Source organism: Kribbella sp. NPDC004138 (assembly GCF_053603655.1).
The window spans coordinates 271,379-292,250 of the sequence record NZ_JBSGFZ010000004.1 but is presented as its reverse complement, the minus strand read 5'-3'; the positions used below and the strand labels follow the sequence as shown (position 1 = coordinate 292,250).

23 protein-coding genes are annotated in these 20,872 nt (G+C 70.7%); 16 read left to right on the top strand and 7 right to left on the bottom strand.

Annotated elements, in window-relative coordinates; genetic code table 11:
• The first annotated feature begins 20 nt into the window (after positions 1 to 20).
• The gene (locus tag ACWEOO_RS07465; RefSeq protein WP_452142274.1) at positions 21 to 1,028 is read left to right on the top strand and encodes a hypothetical protein; all 1,008 of its coding nucleotides are present in this window, start codon (positions 21 to 23) and stop codon (positions 1,026 to 1,028) included.
• 2 nt (positions 1,029 to 1,030) lie between these two features.
• Here the strand turns inward: ACWEOO_RS07465 and ACWEOO_RS07460 are convergent, their stop codons facing one another.
• Together ACWEOO_RS07460 and ACWEOO_RS07455 are read right to left on the bottom strand one after the other, a co-directional pair.
• Positions 1,031 to 1,759 carry a polyprenol monophosphomannose synthase gene (locus tag ACWEOO_RS07460; RefSeq protein WP_452142273.1) on the bottom strand — a complete coding sequence of 243 codons (729 nt, stop codon included), beginning with the start codon at positions 1,757 to 1,759 and terminating at the stop codon, positions 1,031 to 1,033.
• A gap of 43 nt (positions 1,760 to 1,802) precedes the next feature.
• The gene (locus tag ACWEOO_RS07455; protein ID WP_452142272.1) at positions 1,803 to 2,186 is read right to left on the bottom strand and encodes an STAS domain-containing protein; all 384 of its coding nucleotides are present in this window, start codon (positions 2,184 to 2,186) and stop codon (positions 1,803 to 1,805) included.
• A gap of 197 nt (positions 2,187 to 2,383) precedes the next feature.
• Between ACWEOO_RS07455 and ACWEOO_RS07450 the strand changes: the two genes are divergently transcribed.
• Together ACWEOO_RS07450 and ACWEOO_RS07445 are read left to right on the top strand one after the other, a co-directional pair.
• Entirely contained in the window at positions 2,384 to 3,127 is a 744-nt protein-coding gene (locus ACWEOO_RS07450; protein ID WP_452142271.1) for an SDR family oxidoreductase, read from the top strand.
• The gene (locus ACWEOO_RS07445; RefSeq protein WP_452142347.1) at positions 3,079 to 3,849 is read left to right on the top strand and encodes a DNA alkylation repair protein; all 771 of its coding nucleotides are present in this window, start codon (positions 3,079 to 3,081) and stop codon (positions 3,847 to 3,849) included. The genes ACWEOO_RS07450 and ACWEOO_RS07445 overlap by 49 nt, the downstream gene beginning before the upstream one ends.
• 9 nt (positions 3,850 to 3,858) lie before the next feature.
• On the opposite strand, the gene ACWEOO_RS07440 is transcribed toward ACWEOO_RS07445, so the two are convergent.
• Positions 3,859 to 5,337 (bottom strand): MFS transporter, encoded by a 1,479-nt coding sequence (locus ACWEOO_RS07440; protein ID WP_452142270.1) that lies wholly within the window; start codon positions 5,335 to 5,337, stop codon positions 3,859 to 3,861.
• 4 nt (positions 5,338 to 5,341) lie between these two features.
• Positions 5,342 to 6,058: a hypothetical protein gene (locus ACWEOO_RS07435; protein WP_452142269.1), complete on the bottom strand. Its 717-nt coding sequence runs from the start codon at positions 6,056 to 6,058 to the stop codon at positions 5,342 to 5,344.
• A gap of 266 nt (positions 6,059 to 6,324) precedes the next feature.
• On the opposite strand from ACWEOO_RS07435, the gene ACWEOO_RS07430 reads away from it, so the two are divergent.
• The 5 genes from ACWEOO_RS07430 to ACWEOO_RS07410 all read left to right on the top strand — a co-directional run bounded on the left by ACWEOO_RS07430 (position 6,325) and on the right by ACWEOO_RS07410 (position 10,128).
• Positions 6,325 to 7,140: a DUF4397 domain-containing protein gene (locus ACWEOO_RS07430; protein ID WP_452142268.1), complete on the top strand. Its 816-nt coding sequence runs from the start codon at positions 6,325 to 6,327 to the stop codon at positions 7,138 to 7,140.
• A gap of 11 nt (positions 7,141 to 7,151) precedes the next feature.
• Positions 7,152 to 7,799, top strand: a complete 648-nt coding sequence (locus ACWEOO_RS07425; RefSeq protein WP_452142267.1) for a class F sortase — start codon at positions 7,152 to 7,154, stop codon at positions 7,797 to 7,799.
• An 11-nt stretch (positions 7,800 to 7,810) separates the two neighbouring features.
• On the top strand, positions 7,811 to 8,428 hold the full coding sequence (locus ACWEOO_RS07420; protein ID WP_452142266.1) for an L-threonylcarbamoyladenylate synthase: 618 nt from the start codon (positions 7,811 to 7,813) through the stop codon (positions 8,426 to 8,428).
• 79 nt (positions 8,429 to 8,507) lie between these two features.
• Complete coding sequence (locus ACWEOO_RS07415) at positions 8,508 to 9,467, top strand: penicillin-insensitive murein endopeptidase (protein ID WP_452142265.1); 960 nt, start codon at positions 8,508 to 8,510, stop codon at positions 9,465 to 9,467.
• Positions 9,468 to 9,480: 13 nt separating this feature from the next.
• Complete coding sequence (locus tag ACWEOO_RS07410; RefSeq protein ID WP_452142264.1) at positions 9,481 to 10,128, top strand: nitroreductase family protein; 648 nt, start codon at positions 9,481 to 9,483, stop codon at positions 10,126 to 10,128.
• Here ACWEOO_RS07410 and ACWEOO_RS07405 read toward each other — a convergent pair whose 3' ends face one another.
• Positions 10,129 to 10,620: a DNA polymerase ligase N-terminal domain-containing protein gene (locus ACWEOO_RS07405; protein WP_359937162.1), complete on the bottom strand. Its 492-nt coding sequence runs from the start codon at positions 10,618 to 10,620 to the stop codon at positions 10,129 to 10,131.
• Between the two features lie 129 nt (positions 10,621 to 10,749).
• Here ACWEOO_RS07405 and ACWEOO_RS07400 point away from each other — a divergent pair, with 129 nt between their 5' ends.
• Complete coding sequence (locus tag ACWEOO_RS07400; RefSeq protein ID WP_452142263.1) at positions 10,750 to 10,932, top strand: hypothetical protein; 183 nt, start codon at positions 10,750 to 10,752, stop codon at positions 10,930 to 10,932.
• Between the two features lie 22 nt (positions 10,933 to 10,954).
• Here ACWEOO_RS07400 and ACWEOO_RS07395 read toward each other — a convergent pair whose 3' ends face one another.
• Positions 10,955 to 12,016, bottom strand: a complete 1,062-nt coding sequence (locus tag ACWEOO_RS07395) for a serine hydrolase domain-containing protein (RefSeq protein WP_452142262.1) — start codon at positions 12,014 to 12,016, stop codon at positions 10,955 to 10,957.
• Positions 12,017 to 12,079: 63 nt separating this feature from the next.
• On the opposite strand from ACWEOO_RS07395, the gene ACWEOO_RS07390 reads away from it, so the two are divergent.
• The 4 genes from ACWEOO_RS07390 to ACWEOO_RS07375 all read left to right on the top strand — a co-directional run bounded on the left by ACWEOO_RS07390 (position 12,080) and on the right by ACWEOO_RS07375 (position 14,926).
• The gene (locus ACWEOO_RS07390) at positions 12,080 to 13,012 is read left to right on the top strand and encodes a LysR family transcriptional regulator (RefSeq protein ID WP_363707865.1); all 933 of its coding nucleotides are present in this window, start codon (positions 12,080 to 12,082) and stop codon (positions 13,010 to 13,012) included.
• A gap of 95 nt (positions 13,013 to 13,107) precedes the next feature.
• The gene (locus tag ACWEOO_RS07385) at positions 13,108 to 13,839 is read left to right on the top strand and encodes an SDR family oxidoreductase (protein ID WP_452142261.1); all 732 of its coding nucleotides are present in this window, start codon (positions 13,108 to 13,110) and stop codon (positions 13,837 to 13,839) included.
• Positions 13,836 to 14,714 carry an SDR family oxidoreductase gene (locus tag ACWEOO_RS07380; RefSeq protein ID WP_452142260.1) on the top strand — a complete coding sequence of 293 codons (879 nt, stop codon included), beginning with the start codon at positions 13,836 to 13,838 and terminating at the stop codon, positions 14,712 to 14,714. Before ACWEOO_RS07385 ends, ACWEOO_RS07380 begins: the two co-directional genes overlap by 4 nt.
• The gene (locus tag ACWEOO_RS07375; RefSeq protein WP_452142259.1) at positions 14,711 to 14,926 is read left to right on the top strand and encodes a hypothetical protein; all 216 of its coding nucleotides are present in this window, start codon (positions 14,711 to 14,713) and stop codon (positions 14,924 to 14,926) included. Before ACWEOO_RS07380 ends, ACWEOO_RS07375 begins: the two co-directional genes overlap by 4 nt.
• On the opposite strand, the gene ACWEOO_RS07370 is transcribed toward ACWEOO_RS07375, so the two are convergent.
• Positions 14,905 to 15,816: a TIGR03564 family F420-dependent LLM class oxidoreductase gene (locus ACWEOO_RS07370; RefSeq protein ID WP_452142258.1), complete on the bottom strand. Its 912-nt coding sequence runs from the start codon at positions 15,814 to 15,816 to the stop codon at positions 14,905 to 14,907. The two genes, ACWEOO_RS07375 and ACWEOO_RS07370, sit on opposite strands and share 22 nt — an antisense overlap.
• A gap of 88 nt (positions 15,817 to 15,904) precedes the next feature.
• Between ACWEOO_RS07370 and ACWEOO_RS07365 the strand changes: the two genes are divergently transcribed.
• The 3 genes from ACWEOO_RS07365 (at position 15,905) to ACWEOO_RS07355 (ending at position 20,854) form a co-directional block, all read left to right on the top strand.
• Entirely contained in the window at positions 15,905 to 16,756 is an 852-nt protein-coding gene (locus ACWEOO_RS07365) for a LysR family transcriptional regulator (RefSeq protein ID WP_452142257.1), read from the top strand.
• Positions 16,757 to 17,043: 287 nt separating this feature from the next.
• Positions 17,044 to 19,389, top strand: coding sequence for an MFS transporter (locus ACWEOO_RS07360; protein WP_452142256.1), 2,346 nt, complete (start codon positions 17,044 to 17,046; stop codon positions 19,387 to 19,389).
• Positions 19,390 to 19,564: 175 nt separating this feature from the next.
• The gene (locus tag ACWEOO_RS07355; RefSeq protein ID WP_452142255.1) at positions 19,565 to 20,854 is read left to right on the top strand and encodes an SWIM zinc finger family protein; all 1,290 of its coding nucleotides are present in this window, start codon (positions 19,565 to 19,567) and stop codon (positions 20,852 to 20,854) included.
• Positions 20,855 to 20,872: the final 18 nt, after the last annotated feature.

Sequence of the window (20,872 nt, the reverse complement as noted above, 5' to 3'; positions counted from 1 at the left end):
ATCTAGTGAGGCCTTCGCCCGTGAGCGATCAGCAACCGCCTGCCTGGAACCCGAACAACCCGTACGGCGCCCCGCAGGACCACACCGCCCCGCAAGACCACACCGCCCCGCTGCCCCAGTACGGCCAGCCACAGCAGTACGGCTCGCCCCAGCAGTACGGCCAGCCCCAGCAGTACGGCCAGCCCCAGCAGTACAGCCCTCCGCCCCAGCACGCTGTGCCACCACCGCAGTACGGCACGCAACCCCCGCAGTACGGCGGCCCGCAGTACGACCCGTACCGCGACCACCAGCCGCCCAAGCGCGGCAAGGGCCCGTGGCTCGCCGCAGCCGCGGCTGTCGTGGTGCTCGGGCTCGTCGGAGGCGCCGTCGTCCTCCTGACCCGCAGCGACGACACCGCGGCAGCCGACGCCCCGGTCCCGACCGCCACCTACACCGACGGCGTGTCCACCCCGACAGCCAGCCCGTCGACGGAACCACCGTCCACGAGTCCGTCCACCACCGCCCCGACGACGCCGTCGGTCACGCCAACGACTCCGGAACGGCGGCGCACGCTGAAGGACGTCGACAAGGGCATCCTCGTGTACGACGACGTGTACGTCGCCCCCGCCGCCGGCTGGCGCAAGAGCCGCTCGACGACGTACTCGGTCACGCTCGGCGCGACGACCAGGGCCGGTGCCGCAATGGCGGTGGTCAACCCGGCCGGTATCGCCCCGCGGACCGCGGTCGCGGCGGTCGCGCGGGCGCTGATCAAGGCCGACCGGCTGAAGGCCGTGAAGCAGAGCCCGGTCCGGACCATCAGCCCGGCGAACTCGAACATCGGCGCCGCGGCCGCGCTGAGCTACTCCGGCCGCTACACCGCGCCGGACGGCACGGTCTTCTCGATGGTCGCCCGGTGTACGACGATGACCGGCGTCGAGTCGGTGCACAACGTGACTGTCACGCTGTGCGTCGCGGCCCGGAAGGACGCGCAGAAGGCGGTCTTCCGGGACGGCGACCGGATGCTCGCCTCGCTGGCCCGGTCGATCTAGATCTAGGAGCGGCCGAAGAGGAGTTTCCAGGGCATCAGGGCGGATTCGAGCTGGACCTTCAGGCTCATCTTGGAGACGCCCTCGGTGCGCTCCTCGAAGCGGATCGGGGTCTCGGCGATCTTCAGGCCGCGCTTGACCGTGCGGTAGTTCATCTCGACCTGGAACGAGTACCCGTTGCTCTGGATCGATGCCACGTCGATCCAGCGCAGGGTGTCCGCCTTCCACGCCTTGAACCCGGCCGTCGCGTCCTTCACGTGCAGCCGCAGGATCGCGTTCACGTAGACGTTCGCGAACGCGGACAGCGCGCGCCGGTGCCAGCCCCACTCGGCCGCGGCCGAGCCGCCCGGCACGTACCGCGAGCCGATCACCACGCCGGCCTCGGTGGTGCGCAGCATCTCGACCATGGTCGAGATGACCGAGGCCGGGTGCGACAGGTCCGCGTCCATCTGGATGACGATGTCGGCGCCCTCGTCGAGCGCGCGGGTGATCCCGGCGACGTACGCGCGGCCGAGGCCGTCCTTCACGGTCCGGTGCAGGACGCCGACCGTCTCCGGCGATGCCTTCGCCAGCTCGTCGGCGACGTCGCCCGTACCGTCGGGGGAGTTGTCGTCGACGACGAGAAGCTCCAGGCCGGGCAGGTTCAGGTCGGACAGCAGCCCGGCCAGCACGGGCAGGTTCTCCCGCTCGTTGTAGGTCGGTACGACGACCACGATCTTGGCTAGCTCACCCATGACTTTCCTTCGTCGGAGACACCGAAAGCTACCGCATCCGCGGTCAGAGCTGGGCGAGTGCCTCGTCGACCGTGCTGTAGATCTGGAACTGTCCGCCCAGCCCGGTGATGCTCAACGGGCGGTCGACGGGCCGGCCGACGCCGACCAGCGCCAGGCTGATGTTGTGCTCGCCGGCCAGGTTGCGGGCCTCGACGAGGTTGCCGAGGCCGGCCGAGCTGCAGAACGTCACGGCGGAGACGTCGATCAGGACCAGCCGGGCCGGCGGTGCGACCGCGGTGCGGATCGCCTCGGCGGCGAAGTCGGTGCTCGCGATGTCGATCTCGCCGGACATCCGGACCAGCAGGACGCCGGGCGCCAGTTCCTCGGTGACCGCGTCGAAGGTGGTGCGGATCATCTCGCCGTCCCGCGGCTCTGGGTGGCTGGTCACGCGGGTTCTCCCCCGGGGTAGCGCCACGAACGCGGGTCCTGGCGGAAATGGAACTGCCCTGCGCTCCCACCGTATGCCCCAACGTGCGAGCCTCACAACGGGTCTGCCACCGATGGACCCCGGAGCGTGACCTCCCGGTTGCAGGCGCTTCGGATTGAAGCAAACGTCGGACCCACAACGGTGATAGACAAAGCGGTATGGGCGTTCTGGATGGCAAGGCTGCATTGGTCACCGGAGGGTCGCGGGGCATCGGCGCCGCGATCGTACGACGACTCGCCGCGGACGGCGCCGTGGTGACGTTCACGTATGCGAGCAGTGACGCGGCTGCGGCCGATGTCGTGACGCAGGTCAAGGCGGCCGGCGGCCGGGCGATCGCCGTCCGGGCGGACCAGGCTGACCTGTCCGGGATCGACGAGCTGTTCGCCCGGGCGGCCGAGCCGACCGGGACGCTGGATATCTTCGTCTGCAACGCGGCGCAGGCGCTGGTGAAGCCGATCGCCGACGTCACGGTCGAGGACTACGACCAGCTGTTCGCGACCAACGTCAAAGGTCCGTACTTCGCGATCCAGCGCGCCGGCCAGGTGCTGCCCGACGGCGGCCGGATCGTCGCACTGTCGACGCTGAACACCGTGGTGCCGGGCCCCGGGATCTCGCTGTACGCCGCGAGCAAGGCCGCGCTCGAGCAGTTCGTGAAGATCGCCGCGCGGGAGTACGGGCCGCGCGCGATCACCGTCAACACGGTGTCGCCCGGCGCGACGGACACCGACATGTTCCACGACCACAACCCGCCCGCGGCCGCGGAGGCGCTGGTCGGTATCACCGCGCTCGGCCGGATGGGCGAGCCGGCCGAGGTCGCGGACGTGGTCGCGTTCCTCGCCGGCCCGGACGCCCGCTGGATGACCGGGCAGAACCTGCGCGCGACCGGAGGGATGCTGGTCTGACGACCACGAGCCTGATCGCCGAGGTCGATGCCGCCGCGGACCCCGCGGTGGCGGAGGTTCTCGCGCGCTACTTCCAGCTCCAGCCCGGCGGGTACGGTCACGGCGACCGGATGGTCGGCGTCAAGCTCTCGACCATCCGCGGCATTCTCAAGCCGTACCTGCGGGCCGGTCTGCCGCTGCCCGAGCTGGAGCAGGCGCTGACCAGCCCGGTGCACGAGCATCGCCTCGCGATCCTTTGCCTGCTGGCCGATCGAGCGTCCCGCAGTCTCAAGCCACGGACCGCGGACCCGCACGAACTCGCCGCCATCTACGAGCTGTACCTGCGCAGTACGCCGTACATCAACAACTGGGATCTGGTGGACTGCAGCGCTCCCCAGATCGTCGGCGGGTACTTGCTCGACAAGCCGCGGGACCCGCTCTACACACTGGTTCGCTCGAGCTCGCTCTGGGAACGCCGGATCGCGCTCGTCGCCACGCTGCATCTCATCGGCGCCGGACAGACCGCCGACACCTACCAGCTGGCCGCCGAGGTGCTCGACGACCCGGAAGACCTTGTGCACAAGGCCTCCGGCTGGATGTTGCGAGAGGCGGGCAAGCGGGTGTCCGAGGACGAACTGCGCGCCTTCCTGGACCGGTACGCGACCCGCATGCCGCGCACCATGCTCCGCTACGCCATCGAGCGCCTCGACCCGGTCAGCCGCAAGGCCTATCTCGCGCGATAAGTCGACAAATCAGCTCTCCGTCCGGGCCTGGGCGTACGGCGGGGCCTCGAGTGCGCAATGCACGTGGTGGTCGACGAGGTGCGGTTCGCGCGGCTTGTCCCGGTCGCCGAGCGTCACCCACGCGATCGCGCCGCCGGCCGCCGCGAGACCGGCGGAGATCCACAGCGCGCGGCCGAATCCGTTGTGGAAGGCAACGGGATCGAGATAGGTGTCGCCGGTGATGCCGGCCGCCAGCGGGATGGCCGCGACCGCCATCAGCTGCCCGGTCCGTGCCACGGCGTTGTTCACCCCGGACGCGATCCCGGCGTGGTGGTCCTCGACCGACGCCATCACGGTCGCGGTCAGCGGCGCCACGGTCGCGACCAGGCCCAGCCCGAGCAGGACGACGGCAGGCAGTACGGCGCTGTAGTAGCTCGTGCCGGTGTCGATCCGCAACATCAGCAGGAAGCCGCCCGCCATCAGCAGTGGCCCGACGGTCATCGGGATGCGCGGGCCGATCCGGTCGGCGAGGCCACCGGCGTACCCGGACAGGACGAGCATCAGGACCGTCATCGGGAGCAGCGACGCACCGGCCCAGAGGGCGGAGTAGTGCAACGCGGTCTGGAGGTAGACCACGACGAGGAACGTCGCCGTGCCGAGCGCGCCGTACACGACGACGGTGACCAGGTTCGCGGCGGTGAAGCGGCGGTTGGCGAAGATGCTCAACGGCAGCATCGGGTGCTTGCCGCGCCGTTCCACCTCGACGAACGCCACGAACGCGACGACCCCGATGACCAGGCTGGTCAGCACCATCGGATCGCCGAACCCGTGGTCGCCGGCGCTGATCAGGCCGAACGTGAGCGCGGCCAGACCCAGTGTCGCCAGGATCGCGCCGGCGATGTCGAGCTTGCCGGCGGCCTCCTCGTCGCGGGTCTCCGGGACGTGGCGCAGCGTCACCAGCACGGTCGCCAGCGCGAGCGGCACGTTGAGCAGGAAGATCAGCTGCCAGGAACCGCGGTCGACCAGCGTGCCGCCGACGAACGGACCGACGGCCGCCGCGACCGAGGTCAGGCCCGACCAGGCGCCGACCGCCTTGCCGCGGTCGGAGTGCTGGAAGGTGGTCTGCAGGATCGCCAGGCTGCCCGGTGTCAGCAGCGCGCCGCCGATGCCCTGCAGGACGCGGCCCGCGATCATCACCTCGAGGTTCGGTGCGATCGCGCACACGACGGAGGCGGCCGCGAACCAGATCACTCCGACCACGAACGTCCGCCGCCGCCCGAGCCGGTCGCCGAGCGATCCGCTGAGCAGGACCAGCGAGGCAAGCATCAACATGTAGCCGTTGACGATCCACTGCAGACCGGCCATACCGGCGTTCAGGTCCTCGCCCATCGCCGGCAGTGCGACGTTGACGACCGTCCCGTCCAGGAAGGCCATTCCCGAGCCCAGCGCCGTCGCGGCCAGCACCCACCGGCCCCGCGCGGTACCCAGCGCGATCCGCTCTTCAGTCATACGGTCAGCGTGGCAGATCCAGTTGCAGTACGACGAGCGCCTTGTCCGCCGGGATCCCGGACCGGATCGCGAGGTGCGGCGGATCGCCGACCGCGCACCGGGTCTCGGTCAGCAGCGGGCAGACCGCGTTGAGCAGTCCGCTGGTGACGGTGAGGTCGGTCGGCAGCGTGTTCTCGACGCCGGCGGTCAGTGGCCGGATCGCCGCCCCGGCCCGGGTCGACTCCGACGGGCTGGCCAGCACCGTCGAGCCGGACAGCCGGTACGTCAATTGGATCCGGGTCGCCGCGACCGTCAACGGAATGTAGTCGGACGCGGTCAGCGTGGTGTTCCCGAGCGGCACCGACTGGTTGTCGGCGACCACTTTCAGATTTGTCACCCGCGGCGTCGTCCGGGCCATCATTCCGGGCAGGTGCTCACCGGTCGCGGGCACCTGCAGCGGCAGAATGTCGGTGGCCGCGGGCAATAGCAGGTTCTCGGTGACGTCGAACGATCCGTCCGGGCGCGGCACGGCGGTCAGCTTGATACCGGCGGTCTGCTGCCCGGTGCCCGGTGTCCGCGTCGTGTTCCGGGCGGCCGGGGCGGACGGCGGCAAGGTGCCCAGGCCCGGGCTCGGCGCAGCCGGCTTGACGGACCCGCCCGAACAGGCTGCGATCGCGCCGTACCCCAGCAACAGCGCGGCCACCGCCAGGTATCTGGTGCCGGTGCGCCGGGGTTCCTCCACCCCCGATGTGCTGGCCGGGAGGAACCCGGGGCGCCCCTCTCCTGCCACGCGGCCACCGCCCCCTAAAACGGACCTGACCGTTTCCCCTGGCGATCGGGTCGGACTTCCGCATACGATACGCCCCAATTCTCGGGGGCGGGCAATTCTTGACGCTATTTTCCGATGAACTTCGGAGGGGGAGAAGAATGCGGGGACGGAGTGTGCCCGGGCAATCCCGGGCGGTCAACACAGGTGTTTCGAGAATTCATGGTCCGGTAATTCGGCGGGTGCTTCCGCTGCTGCTGGCAGTCATCGTCGCGGCGGCTCCGGCGCTGCTCACGGCACCGGCCGAGGCGGCCGCGGGGGCGAACCTGTACTTCGTCCAGGGCCTGCCGGGGCGCACCCTGGACATCAGCGTCGACGGCCGTCAGGTCGCGACCGGGGTGGCCGGCGGGAAGCTCGTCGGGCCGTTCGGGGTGGCGGCCGGGAAGCGGATGGTCACCGCCCGGCAGAACGGGAAGCTGGTGATCCAGCGCGAGGTGTCCGCCGGGTCCGGGGCGAGCCTGGACGTCGTCATCCATCAGCCGGTGTCGCCGACGGGCGCGCCGCTGATCACGACGTACGTGAACCAGTTGACCGCGGTGCCGAAGGACAAGGGCGGTCTGCGGGTCGCGCACGACGCGGCCGTCGGTCCGGCCGACATCCGGGTGAACGGGAAGGTGCTGTTCCAGAACGTCGCGAACGGGGAATCCCTGGACGTGGTCGTTCCGGCCGCCACCTACAAGGTCGACATCGTGCCGACCGGCGCGACGTCGCCGGTGGTTCTGGGTCCGCTCGACCTGCCGGTGCAGGCCGGGTACCTGACCCGGGTGTTCGCGATCGGCGCCCCGGCGCAGAAGACGATGACCGTCGCGCTGGGCACCATCAGGGTTCCGGCCACCGGGTCGGACAAACCGGGTGTGGTGAACACCGGAACCGGCGGGCAGGCAGCGGGGCTCAACCAGGTGCAGAGCTCCGCCGGCCAGTCCGGCCTGTGGGTCGTGGTGTTCCTCGCCGCTCTCGGCGTGGCGGTCGTCACCGGCCGGAAGGTGGTTCGTCGCTGAAGCGGAAGTTGGTGTGTACGACGTTGTGCTGTCTCGCCCTGGCCGGCTGTGCGGCCGAGGCGGGCAGTGCGACGCCTTCGCCCACGGCTACGTTCAGCTTCACGGTCGGCCGTCCGCCGTCGGTCGCCGAGCCGGCCACACCGCTGTCGACCACACCGCTGTCGGCGCCGCCGGGGCGGATCGGCACGCCGGCTCCGAGCCAGCGGATCCGCTTCGTGCCGCAACGGATCGTGTTGCCGGGCGGCGCGAACGCGTCCGTTCTCCCGGCGACGACGGTCGCCGGCCAACTCCAGGTGCCGACGGCACAGCACGTCGGCTGGTGGGACGGCGGCGCCGAGGCGGGTGATCCGTTCGGCTCGGTGGTGCTGGCGGGGCATGTCGACAGCAAGACCGAGGGGCTCGGGTTCTTCGCCCGGTTGCCCGAGGTGCGGCGCGGTGAGGTCGTCGTACTGCGGGGCTCCGGCCACACGGCGTCGTACCGGGTCGTCTCGGTCGTGTCCGTCCGGAAGGACGCGCTCGCGACGAAGAGCGGCGCCTTCGACCAGACCGTCGACCACCGGCTCGTACTGATCACCTGCACGGGCGCGTACGACGCCTCCCGCGGCGGGTACGAGGACAACCTGGTGGTGACCGCGTCACCGATCGGCCTCGCCCAGTAGGCTCGGCCGTCATGGCCAGGTATTTCGACATCCACCCGGAGAACCCTCAGCGGCGGTCGATCGGGCAGGTGGTGGACCTGCTGCGTGGGGACGGGCTGATCGCGTACCCGACCGACTCCTGCTACGCGCTCGGCTGTCAACTGGGCAACCGGGACGGGATCGACCGGATCCGCACGATCCGGCACCTGGACGACCGGCACCACTTCACCCTGGTGTGCGAGAACTTCGCGCAACTCGGTCAGTTCGTGCACATCAGCAACGCGGTGTTCCGCTCGATCAAGGCGGCCACGCCGGGCAGCTACACGTTCATCCTGCCGGCCACCAAGGAGGTCCCGCGCCGGCTGCTGCACCCGAAGAAGAAGACCGTCGGGGTGCGGATCCCGAACCACGTGGTCACCCAGGCGCTGGTCGCCGAGCTCGGCGAGCCGCTGGTCTCCAGCACCCTGCTGCTCCCGGGGCACGAGGAGCCGATGACGCAGGGCTGGGAGATCAAGGAAGAGCTCGACAACCAGATCGACGCGGTCATCGAGGGCGAGGCGGGCACCGAGCCGACCACCGTCGTGGACTTCTCCGACGACGGCCCCGAGGTGGTCCGGGTGGGCTCGGGAGACCCGGCCCCGTTCGAGTGAACCCTTGCGATTCGCAAGAAACTGCCTGATGGTGGCGGGTGAGCGTTAGTCAGTTACCTCACCCGCCCCGGAGGGACTCATGCGACGTGCTCTGCTCGCCCTGACCGTTCTGCTCCTCACCGCGCTGCTGCCGGCCTCCGCGCAGGCCTACGCCAACGCCTTCTTCCCGACCCAGAGCAGCGGCAACCGCGGCGCCGACGTCCAGGCGATCCAGTTCCTGCTGCAGTACGCCGGGCAGTCCGTCGACGGGGACGGCGTCTTCGGCGCGACCACGGTCTCGGCCGCGAAGGCGTTCCAGACGGCCAAGGGCCTGGGCGTCGACGGGATCGTCGGACCGCAGACGTGGGGAGCGCTGACGCCGACGCTCCGCTCCGGTGACAGCAACGCGGCGGTGAAGGCGTTGCAGGTCGAGCTGAACGCGAAGCGCCGCCTCGGCCTCCCGGTCGACGGTGTCTTCAGCACGGCGGTCCGCGACGCGGTCGTGTCGTTCCAGTCGCACGCGGGTATCGGCGCGGACGGCGTCGTCGGCCCGATCACCTGGCGCAATCTGGCCTGGCACTACGACTACCCCGACTTCAGCGCGAACCTGTGCGACCAGGACCCGGACGGCAACGGTACGGCGGCCAACTGGGCAGCCGCTGCGCCGGTAGCGCAGCTGGAAGCCGCGGCTCGTTCGTTCGCATCCACCGGCCAAGGCAAGGTCCCGTACGGCGACGCGGGCTTCGAACACGGCGGTGACATCCCCGGCCACGCCAGCCACGACAACGGGATGGACATCGACATCTGGCCGATCCGCACCGACAACGGCCAGTGCACCGCGGGGCGCATCACCTGGGAGTCCACGACGTACGACCGGGCCGCTACCCGCCAGCTGATCCAGGCCGTCCGCGCCGCGGCGCCGGGCCATGTGAAGTACATCTGGTTCAACGATCCGACCCTGATCAGCGAGGGCCTGACGCAGCAGTGGCCGGCCCACGACAACCACCTGCACGTCCGCTACTGCGAGAAGGTCCACCCCAACAGCACCTACGTCTGCTGACACACTGTCCGGCGTGACCTACACCCTCGATCTGAACCCCGACGAGCTGCTCACCACGACCCGTACCGTCCGCAAGCGGCTCGACCTCGAGCGGCCGGTGCCGATGGAGCTGATCCGGGAGTGCATCGAGATCGCGTTGCAGGCCCCGTCGGGCAGCAATCGGCAGACGTGGCACTGGCTGGTGATCACGGACGCCGAGAAACGCGCCGCGGTCGGCGAGTACTACCGGCGGGCCGTCGAGCAATACCTGGCCGGACCGGGCGCGGCGGGCAAGCTGCACGCCGATGACCCCGAGCGCGGGCCGGTCCAGCGCCGGGTCGGTGACAGTGTGGCCTACCTGGGCGAGCGGATGGGGCAGGTGCCGGTGCTGGTCATTCCCTGCCTGGAGGTGCGGAAGCTGCCGGCCGGGAACCAGGCCGGGCTGTGGGGCTCGATCCTGCCGTCGGCGTGGAGCTACATGCTCGCCGCGCGGGCCCGTGGCCTCGGTACGGCGTGGACGACGCTGCACCTGACCTACGAGGAGGAGGTGGCCGAGCTGCTCGGGCTGCCCGAGGAGATCCGGCAGACGGTGCTGATCCCGACGGCGTACACGATCGGGACCGGCTTCAAGCCCGCGGCCCGGCAGCCGCTCGACGACGTCCTGCACATCGACGGCTGGTGATCAGGACGCCGCCATCTCCTCGATGGTCAGGCCGCTGAGGACCGACCGGGGCTCGGTGACGGTCAGGTCGAGGTCCGGGTCGGCGTCGGCGTCCTTCACCTTCACCAGCAGCCAGTCGCCGCCGGTGCGGGTGAATGCCCAGGCGCCGTTGAGCTTGACGCCGTGCAGTTGCACCTTCAAGTGTCCGCGGTCGATCGCCTCGGCCGGATCGACGAGTTGCTGCCGGTCGTCGCGGGTCAGGTTCGTGTAGACGCCGGCGTCCCAGACGATCACCGCACCGCTGCCGTACTGCGCGTCGCGATGCACGCCCTCGTACGACGCGTACTCGAGGTCGTGGTCGCTCGTGAACACCGCGAGCCGCTTCACGATCGGGTCCAGCGACGGCCCCCGCGGCACCGCCCAGGACTTGAGCACCCCGTCCACCTCCAGCCGTACGTCGTAGTGCAAGCGCCGGGCATCGTGCAGTTGCACGACGAAGATCGGCCTGGCCAACGGTGGCTCCTGACGAATTCGAGTTACCGCTAACGGTCTGTCATCTTGCGGTTGTAGGCTGGCCTCTGGCTGAGCAACCAGCCCTCCACACTCTCCTCCATCATCCGCCCCTGTCACGAAGCAGGTGCCATGCCCGTAGCCACCTCACCGGCGCGGCCGATCGCCGTACAGATCCGCATCGGCGGACGCTGGATCGCGGGTCAGGAGCTGGGCCGCCGGACCGGAGCGGCCGGGACCGACGAGGTTCTCGTCAGTCACCACGGCCATCTCGTCTGGATCGACCAGCACCAGGTCCGCGAGTCCCGAAGCTGAAACCCCTTACGGACAAGGGCTTTCAGCAAAGAGCTTTCGCAACCAAGTTACCGATCTCGATCGCGGACGCCGACCCACTCGGGTCGAACAGCGTCCGGGTCAATGCGAACGTGACGCCTGAGCGGGTGTCCGCCCAGGCGACGCTGCCACCCATGCCGGGCCACCCGAAGGTCGCCGGGCTCTCGTCGGCGCTCGACCCCAACCGCCCGATCGAGTAGCCGAGCGCCAGCGTCGCCGGATTGCCGAGCAGCTCGTCCTGCGCGACCAGTGCCGGCCCGGTGATCACCGGCACCGCCTCCGGCCGGACCAGTCGCACTCCGTCGACCTCGCCGATCAGGGCGGCGTACAGCTTGGCGATCCCGCGGGCGGTCAGGATCGCGCTCGACGCGTCCTCGATCGCGAGCAGCTCGGGCCGGTTGACCACCGCTGCCCGCGGCTGCATCGCGCGCGGAACGACCTGCTCGAACATTCCGGCCAGCATCGCGAACGTCTCCTCGGCGCCCTCGGGCTCCACCAGTTGTGCGAGCCGGTGCCGCTGGTTTCCGGGCAGGGCGAAGAACACGTTTTCCTCGATGCCGAGCGGGGTCAGGACCTCCCGCAGTACGTCGGAGATCGTCCGGCCGGTCGCGCGCCGGACGATCTCGCCGACCAGGACGCCGAACGTCTCGGCGTGGTAGGTCATCTTCGTGCCCGGCTCCCACCAGGGCTCCGCGGCGGCGAGGCGGTCCGCCTGTTCAGACAGCGTTTTCCGGGTCGTTCCGGGCGGCAGCGCGGGGAGGCCGACCGAATGGGTCAGCACGTGCCGCAACGTCGCCGTGTCCTTGCCGTGCGCCCCGAATTCGGGCCAGATCTCGACGATCGGCCGGTCGTAGTCGAGAGCGCCGCGATCCACCAGCACGTTGGCGACCGTCGCGGACGCGCCCTTTCCGGTGGACGCGGCGAAGTACAACGTCTCGGGCGTGACGCCGTCGCCGGCGACCGCGTCCACGACCAGCTCGCCCTGCCGGTACACCGCGACCTGCAGACCGAGCTCGGTCCCGGCCAGCTCGTCGATCCGCCGTTGTACCTGGTCCTGAAGATCCATCCGTCCATCCTCTCTCTCGCGGGTACGTCGGAGACCGGGCGGAGCTTTTGACACACTGCGCTCGTGGAACTGCGGCAGCTGGAGTATTTCGTGGCGGTGGCGCACGAGCGGAGCTTCACGCTGGCCGCCCGCCGGTTGCACGTGGTGCAGAGCGCGGTCAGTGCGGCGATTTCCGCGCTGGAGAAGGACCTGAAGGTGACGCTGTTCGAGCGCAACGCCCAGCGGGTGGTGCTGACCGAGGCCGGTACGGCGTTGCTCCCGGAGGCGCTCGCCGTGCTCGACGCGGTCCAGGGCGCCCGGGACGTCGTCGACGAGCTGGGCGCCGGGATGCGCGGGCGCGTGCGCGTCGGACTGCTGCCGGGGCTCGGGCTGATCGACCTGCCGGCAGCCGCGGGCGAGTTCCGCCGCCGGCATCCGAATGTCGAGCTGCAGCTGCGGGTCGAGCCGGAAGGGTCCGCGGGCGTCGTCGTCGGGCTCCGGAACGGCGATATCGACGTCGGATTCCTCGGCGTCGCGCAGGGCAGTGTGCCGCGCGAGCTGACCGCCTGGGAGCTGCTGCGGGTTCCGCAGGTGCTGGCGGTACCGGTCGGGCATCGGCTGGCCCGCCGGCGGTCGGTGCGGGTGGCCGACCTGGCCGACGAGGCGTTCGTGGACTTCCCGCCGGGCTTCGGGACGCGGACGCTGATCGACCAGAAGTTCGAGGCCGCCGGGATCGAGCGGCGCGTGGTCGTCGAGGCGATCGGCATCGAGAACGGCGTGCAGTTCCTGTCCCACGGGGTCGGCCTCGGCATCCTTCCGGCGTACGCCGTCGCGGACGTCGACGCGCTCCGGGCCGTGCCGATCGCGGACGAGACGTTCCAGTGGTCGCTGTACATGGCGACGTTGAAGCGGCGGAAACCGACCGCCGCGCTGCGTGCTCTGCTCGGCCTGGTGGGCAGTCACCTGAACCAGCCGCCCGGCACCGAGCTCGGCCGGGACTTGGATCAACAGAATTGATCTTCGCATCGTTTTGGTTCGTTGGATTTGATCCATCCGGCGGCGCACGATCGAGATGTCAGCAGCACACGACATCGAGATCAGGAGCAGGAACGATGACTGAACGAGTGGCGATCGTGACCGGCGCATCGAGCGGGATCGGCCGCGAGGCCGCGATCCGGCTCGGCCGCGACGGCTTCGCCGTGGTGATCGGGTACGGCGGCGGCCGGGCCGGCGCCGAGCAGACCGTCAAGGAGGTCGAGCAGGCCGGCGGCCGCGCGATCGCGGTGCAGGCCGACGTGGCCGACGAGACCGCGGTGAGCGCGCTGTTCGACCGGGCCGAGGCCGAGTTCGGCGGTGTCGACGTGGTCGTCAACGCGGCCGGGATCATGCCGCTGGCGCCGCTGGCCGAGCTCGACCTGGACGTGTTCGACCAGGTCGTCCGGACCAACCTGCGCGGCACGTTCGTGGTCGACCAGCAGGCTGCCCGGCGGGTTCGGGACGGCGGCGCGATCGTCAACATCAGCAGCTCGCTGACGCTGCTCGCGCGCCCGGCGTACTCGGCGTACGCCGCGAGCAAGGGCGGTGTGGAGGCGATCACGCTGATCCTGGCCCGCGAGCTGCGCGGCCGGAACATCACCGTCAACGCCGTCGCCCCCGGCCCGACCGCGACGCCGCTGTTCCTGAACGGCAAGCCGCAGGAGCTGATCGACCGGATCACCGCCGAGCCGCCGCTCGAGCGCCTCGGCCGGCCCGAGGACATCGCCGAGATCATCGCGTTCCTGGCGGGCCCGGCGCGCTGGATCAACGGCCAGGTCATCTACGCCAACGGAGGTTCGGCAGCATGAGCAAGATCGTTCTGATCAGCGGCGCGTCCAGCGGTTTCGGGGCCCTGACCGCCCGGGCCCTCGCCGACGCCGGCCACACCGTGTACGCCGGGATGCGCGACATCGCCGGCCGGAACGCGTCGGCCGCCGCCGACGCCAAGCAGTACAGCGCCGACCTCCGGCCGATCGAGCTCGACGTGAGCTCGGACGAGTCCACCCAGCGGGCGGTCCGCACCGTCGTCGGCGAGCAGGGGCGGTTCGACGTACTGATCCACAACGCCGGTCACATGGTCACCGGTCCGGCCGAGGCCTTCACGCCGGAGCAGTTGCTCGACCTCTACGACACCAATGTCGTCGGCACCCAGCGGCTGAACCGCGCCGCGCTGCCGGTACTGCGCGAGCAGCGCGACGGTCTGGTGGTGTGGGTCGGCAGTTCGAGCACCCGGGGCGGCACCCCGCCGTACCTCGCGCCGTACTTCGCCGCGAAGGCCGGCATGGACGCCATGGCGCAGAGCTACGCGCTGGAGCTGGCCCGGTTCGGGATCGAGACGACGATCGTCGTCCCGGGTGCGTTCACCCACGGCACCAACCACTTCCTGCACAGCGGAACGCCGGCCGACGCCGACGTGGTCGCGGCGTACGAGACGCAGTACGCCGGACTGATGGACCAGGTCGGTCAGCGACTGGCCGAGCTCGAGCCGGAGTGGTCGAACGTCGCTGAGGTCGCGACGCTGATCGCCGAGGTGGTCGGCACCGAGAAGGGCAAGCGGCCGTTCCGGGTCAGCTACGACCCGTCCGACGACGGAGCGATCGTGGTGAACGCGGTGGCCGACCGGATCCGCGCGGAGTTCCTGCGCCGGGTCGGCCTCGACGACCTGCTGCATCCGGTCGCGTGATCGACCGGCACGCCCACTTCCTGCTGCCGGAGTACGTCGCGGCGGCGGAGCGGGCGGGCCACCTCCGGCCGGACGGGATGTCCCGCTGGCCGGAGTGGTCGGTCCGGCAGCACCTGGCGGCGATGGACGCGGCGGGGACCGAGAAGGCGGTCCTGTCGGTCCCGTCGCCCGGCATCCACTTCGGCGACGGCTACCGCTGCGCCGCGGCGTAGTCGAGAGCGAACCGGGTGGTCCGTTCCACCTCGGAGTCCGTCCCGACCGGGCAGACGAGGAACTCCGTCGTCCCGGCGTCCGCGAAGCGCTGCAGTTCCTTGGCCACCGTCTCCTCGTCACCGAGCACCGCGGTGTCCTCCGGGCCTGCCTTGCCGCCACGGTCCAGGACAGCGCGGTACGCCGGCATGTCACCGGCGGCCCCGAACCGCTCGCGGATCCACTGCCGCGTGGCGTCCGGGTCATCCGTGACCGCGACGCAGACGCCCGCGACCACCTGCGGTGCCGGACGCCCCGCCGCGGCCGCCGCCCGGTCGATCGTGGGGCGGATGAAGTCCTCGATCACCTCGGGGCCCGCCCAGCTGGTCGTCGTACCGGCGGTCAGCTCGCCCGCGGTCTTCAGCATCCGCGGGCCGAGCGCGGCCAGGATCAGCTCGGGCGCCTCGGCGCCGGCGATGTCCAACTGGCCGCGCGCGGTCAGTCGCTCGCCGGCATAGTCGCTCGGCTCACCGGCGAGCAGCGGCCCGAGTGCCTCGACGTACTCGCGCACGTACGCCGCCGGGCCGTCCATCGACAGGCCGAGCATGCCCTCCACCATGTGCGGGTGGCTCGAGCCGACGCCGAGCGTCAGCCGGTTGCCGGTCAGCACCTGCACGCTGAGCGCCTGGGCCGCCAGTGCGAGCGGATGCCGCGGATAGACCGGAACGACGCCGACGGCGTACCCGATGCTCGAGGTGTACGGCGCGACGCCCGCGATCAGCGTCAGCGCGTCCCACCCGAGCCGCTGGCTGAACCAGATCCGGTCGATGCCGGCGTCCTCGGCAGCCTTCGCGGCGGCGCCGATCTCGTCGACGGCCCGGCCCTCTTCGTCGATCCACAGTCCGATTCTCATGTCCACCAGTCAACGGAAGCGGCGGCCGCCGACCCAGACGCAGTTACGCTGTGCAGCGATAAGGGATCGTGATCGCCGGAGGTGTCCGATGGAGCTGCGGCAACTGCGGTACTTCGTCACCGTCGCCGAGGAACTGCACTTCGGACGGGCCGCCGAGCGGCTGAACATCGTGCAGCCGGCCGTCAGTCAGCAGGTCGCCCGACTCGAACGTGAGCTGGGCCTGCGGCTCCTCGACCGCTCGTCGCGCCACGTGCGGCTGACCGGCGACGGCGAACGAATGGTGCGCGAGGCGCGGGCCGTCCTGGCCGCGGCCGATCGTGCTTCGGAGGTGGCCGCGGAGCTGGCGTCCGGGCGTTCCGGCGTACTGCGCATCGGCACCGCCCCCGGCCTTCGCGACCGCCTCGAGCGCGGCCTCGCGACCCTCCGCACGCACACGCCGGACCTCGAGATCCAGGTGAGCTCCGGGTCGACGGTGGAGTATCTGACTGCGCTGCGGTCGGGGGATCTGGATGTCGCGTTCGTTCGCGGTGAGGTCGCGGCCGTGGACCTGCGGGTCGTCGAGCTCTGGCGCGATCCGCTGTCCGTGCTGGTCCCGACGGCGTACCGCGCGGACGACGGTGTGAAGCTGATCGACCTGGCCGGAATGCCGCTGCGGTTGCCCGACGACCCGTGGCTGCAGGACCACCTCCTGACAGCCTGTCGGGAGGGTGGGTTCGAGCCGCGGATCGGGCGGCCGATCGACGACTTCGAGGCGGCTGTCGTGGAGATGTCGACGGGTTCGCCGGCGTGGACCGTGGTGTACGGAACGGCGTGCGAGGCGGCCGAGGGCGCCTTGTGGATGGGACCGCTCAATCCGCCCAGGACCGCCCCCGGGAACCTGCTGACGGTGGCGGGGCAGTCGTCCGAGTGCGTCGACGTACTGGTAGCGGCGTTCGGATGAGGACCTCCGGCGGGCCCTGACAGCTCCGCCGGAGGCCGGGTGTTGATTACTCAACAAGCACCGGATCGTACGGTGGAAATCGCGTTCCGAGGAGAGTCCGTCTCATAATTGGTCAGGGAACTTTTGGTGGCTCCCGGTGCACGATCGCTGACGGTGCGGGATTAAAGTTGGTAGTCGCAACCAAATACCGGGCTGGGTGAGGACCCCAAGTCAGCCGTTTCCGCCTCGAGGACAGCGCACGTCGCTGCCCCCGGTCGTAGCGTTCCCGCCGTACGAAACGGAAACCGATGTCTGCCACCCAGACCCCGCCGGCCCCCGGCGCCACTCCGACCCGGTACCGCTCGCGGTACGCCGACGACGCGCCGGCCGCACCACCGCCGGCCGCGTCCGGTGACCCCGAGCTTTCGCACCGCGAGATCCTGGAGATCCTCGCCGGACTGCTCGCCGCGCTGTTCACCGCGGTGCTCAGCTCGACCATCGTGAGCAACGCGCTGCCGACGATCATCGCGGACCTCGAAGGCACGCAGACGCAGTACACCTGGGTGGTCACCGCCAGCCTGCTCGCGATGACCGTGTCCACACCGGTGTGGGGCAAGCTGTCCGACCTGGTCAGCAAGAAGCTGCTCGTGCAGCTCGCGATCATCCTGTTCGTGATCGGCTCGATGCTGGCCGGCGCCGCGCACAACGTCCCGTTCCTGATCGGCGCGAGGGTTCTGCAGGGGCTCGCGATGGGCGGGCTGATGGCGCTCGCGCAGGCGATCGTCGGCGCCGCGATCCCGCCGCGCAACCGCGGCCGGTACTCGGGGTACATGGGCGCGGTGATGGCGCTCGCGACCGTCAGCGGACCGCTGGTCGGCGGGGTGATAGTCGACACCTCGTGGCTCGGCTGGCGGTGGTGCTTCTACGTCTGCGTGCCGCTCGCCGTCGTGTCGCTGATCGTCCTGCAGCGGTTCCTGCAGTTGCCGGTGGCGAAGCGTCGCGTCCGGATGGACTATCTCGGCGCGGTGCTGATCGCGGGCGCGGCCAGCCTGCCGCTGATCTGGGTGTCGTTCGCGGGTGAGCACTTCCCGTGGTGGTCGTGGCAGACCGGCGCGTACCTCGGCGGTACGGCGGTGCTCGCGATCCTGGCCGTGGTGGTCGAGACCCGGGCCGCCGAGCCGCTGGTGCCGATGCGGGTGGTCCGGGAGCGGACCACGGCGCTGGCGATCGTCGCCAGCGTGGCGGTCGGGATGGGGATGTTCGGCAGCGCGGTGTTCCTCGGGCAGTACTTCCAGGTGGCCCGCGGGTACAGCGCGACCGAGGCCGGGTTGCTGACGATCCCGATGATGTTCGGCTCGTTCCTCGGGTCGGTCGGGTCGGGGCAGCTGATCACCCGGTTCGGCAAGTGGAAGCGGTACCTGGTGATCGGCGCGCTGTTCCTGACCGTGGGCCTCGGGCTGCTCGGGACGATCGACCACACCTCGCCGTACTGGTACGTCGGGCTCGGGATGCTTGCCATGGGCATCGGGATGGGCATGACGATGCAGAACCTGGTGCTCGCGGTGCAGAACACGGTGGACGTCAGCGAGGTCGGGGCGGCGAGCGCGACGGTGACGTTCTTCCGCAGCCTCGGCGGCGCGGTCGGGGTGTCCGTGCTCGGCGCGATCCTCGCCACCCGGGTGACGGATCTGATCACCGAGCACCTGCGCGACCTCGGCCCGGCCGCGGCCTCCGGCGGCTCGGGCAGCCTGCTGGACGTGAACTCGTTGCCGGGCCCGATCCAGGAGATCGTCCGGCACGCGTACGGCGACGCCACCGGGCGGATCTTCGTGATCGCCGCCGGGGCCGCCGTGGTGAGTCTGCTCGCGGTGCTGTTGATCCGCGAGGTCCCGCTGCGACAGACGGTGGCGATGCGGAACGACGACCAGGGCGAGGCCGGCGCCCCGTCGGACCAGGAGATCTCCGACGATCCGGCCGAGCGGGCTGCCGTCGTCGCGCTGGACGTGATCACCTCGGCGGAGCGTACGGCGCGCGAACGCGAGCGGGAGGCCGGCGAACGGGTGCAGGCCGCCGCGCACACGATCCGGCAGATGCGGACCGACGTCGCGGACCTGTTCACCCGCGTGGACCAGCAGATCGCCGCGCTCGAGAACACCCTCCCCGATGCGGACATCCCGCACCCCGCGGCGGCGATCCTCGACTCCCAGCGCCCGGCCGGCGAGCTCGTCGACGAGCTCCGCCGGTACGAGCTCAGCGTCCTCAGCGCCAGCCAGCGCACCGCCGACCACCTCCGCGAAACCGCGCGTACTGAGGCCGACCAGCTGCGCACGACCGCGCGGACGGACGCTGACCAGCTGCGGACAACTGCGCGTACGGAGGCTGACCAGCTGCGGACGGCCGCGCGGACCGAGGCGGATCAGGTGCTGGCCGAGGCTCGCTCCGAGGAAGCGGAGATCCGCGCCCGGATCGCCGAGCTCGAAGCCGTCGAGCACCGCCTGCTCGGCACGATCCGCGACAACCTCTCCAGCACCCCGCACCCGCCGGCCGCGCCACCCGATCGCGAGGCCGCGCACCAGACCTTCCCGCCCGCCCACGCGCCCGCCTCCGGCAACGGCTACCCCGAGGACGCCCACCACCGCCAACCCTTCGGCTGACCAGCCAATTTGCCTGGCTGACCAGCCAAATGCGGGGTTCTGCACCCGTACTCAGGGTACGGAACCCCCAACTTCGCTGGTCGGCCAGGCAAATTCCGCGGGAGACCGGCCGGGCGGGTCGGCTGTCGGGGTGGGGTGGCATGCTTCGGGGTACGGCGTCGGGTGAGGAGCGGGTGTGGGGTTGTGGGACGTGGAGCAGGTGGTGGGGCTCGCGCCTGATGCCGCGTCGGTGAAGGCCGGGCAGGGGTTGGCTCGGGGGGAGAAGTGGTCGGGCGCGGGGGCTACGGATCGTGCGGTCTGGGGGTTGTGCCAGGGGAGTGGGAAGCAGCCCTACCAGACCGGCGTGGACCTGAGCGGCCCGGCGTACAAGTGCTCTTGCCCGTCGCGGAAGTTCCCCTGTAAGCACGCGCTCGGGCTGCTGTTGTTGTGGGCGAAAGGCGAGGTGCCTGCGGCGGACGAGCCGGACTGGGTGCGGACCTGGATCAGCCAGCGTGCCGAGCGGCCGGAGCGGAAGCCGGGCGAGGTCGCCGACCCCGTCGCGGCACAGGAGCGGGCCGCCCGGCGGGCGGACCGGGTGTCGGCGGGCCTGGCGGAGTTGGCCGGCTGGCTGGACGACCAGGTCCGGCAGGGCCTCGGCGGATTCGACCAGCGGGCGTACGCCGAGCTGAGCCGGCTGGCGGCCCGTATGGTCGACGCGCAGGCGCCGGGAGTGGCAGGAGCGGTACGCCGGGCAGCGGCTGCCGTCGGACGCGGTCACGGCTGGCCGGGTGAGCTGCTCGAGGAACTGTCCCTGATCCATCTCGTCGTCGCCGCGCACGGTCGCCTCGCGGATCTTCCGCCGTCCCTCGCCGACACCGTGCAGAGCCGCATCGGCTGGACGACCGAGACCGCGCGCGTGCTCGCGGACGGCGAGAAGATCAAGGACGACTGGCTGATGCTCGGGCGGGTGGTCGAGCCGGACGAGCGGCTCACGGTCCGCCGGGTATGGTTGCGCGGGGCAACGACCGGGCGGATCGGGCTGATCCTGACGTTCGCAGCCGCCGGGCGACCGCTGGACCCACTGCCCGCCCGCCCTGGCGAGTACGTGCCGGGCGCGCTCTCGTTCTACCCGGGGGCGCTGCCGATGCGCGCCCTCCTGACCCAGACCGATCCGCGCCGGCCAGCGTCGCGTCCAGCTGGTCTCACAGTCCGCCAGGCACTGGCGTCGTACGTCGAATCCCTCGCCGCCGACCCGTGGAACGAGCGCTGGCCGCTGGTGCTGCGGGACGTCCGCCCAGCGCCGTACGGCGAAGGCTGGGCGCTCGTCGACAGCGCCGGCGACGGGTTGGAACTGCTGCCGGGGTGGGATCCGATGAAGCTGCTGGCCGTGTCGGCGGGCGACCCGGTCACCGTGGCCGGCGAATGGAACCGCGCCGGCCTCCGCCCGATGACCTGCTGGCGTGACGACCGGCCGGTGATCCTGTGACCAGCGACGATCGGATGG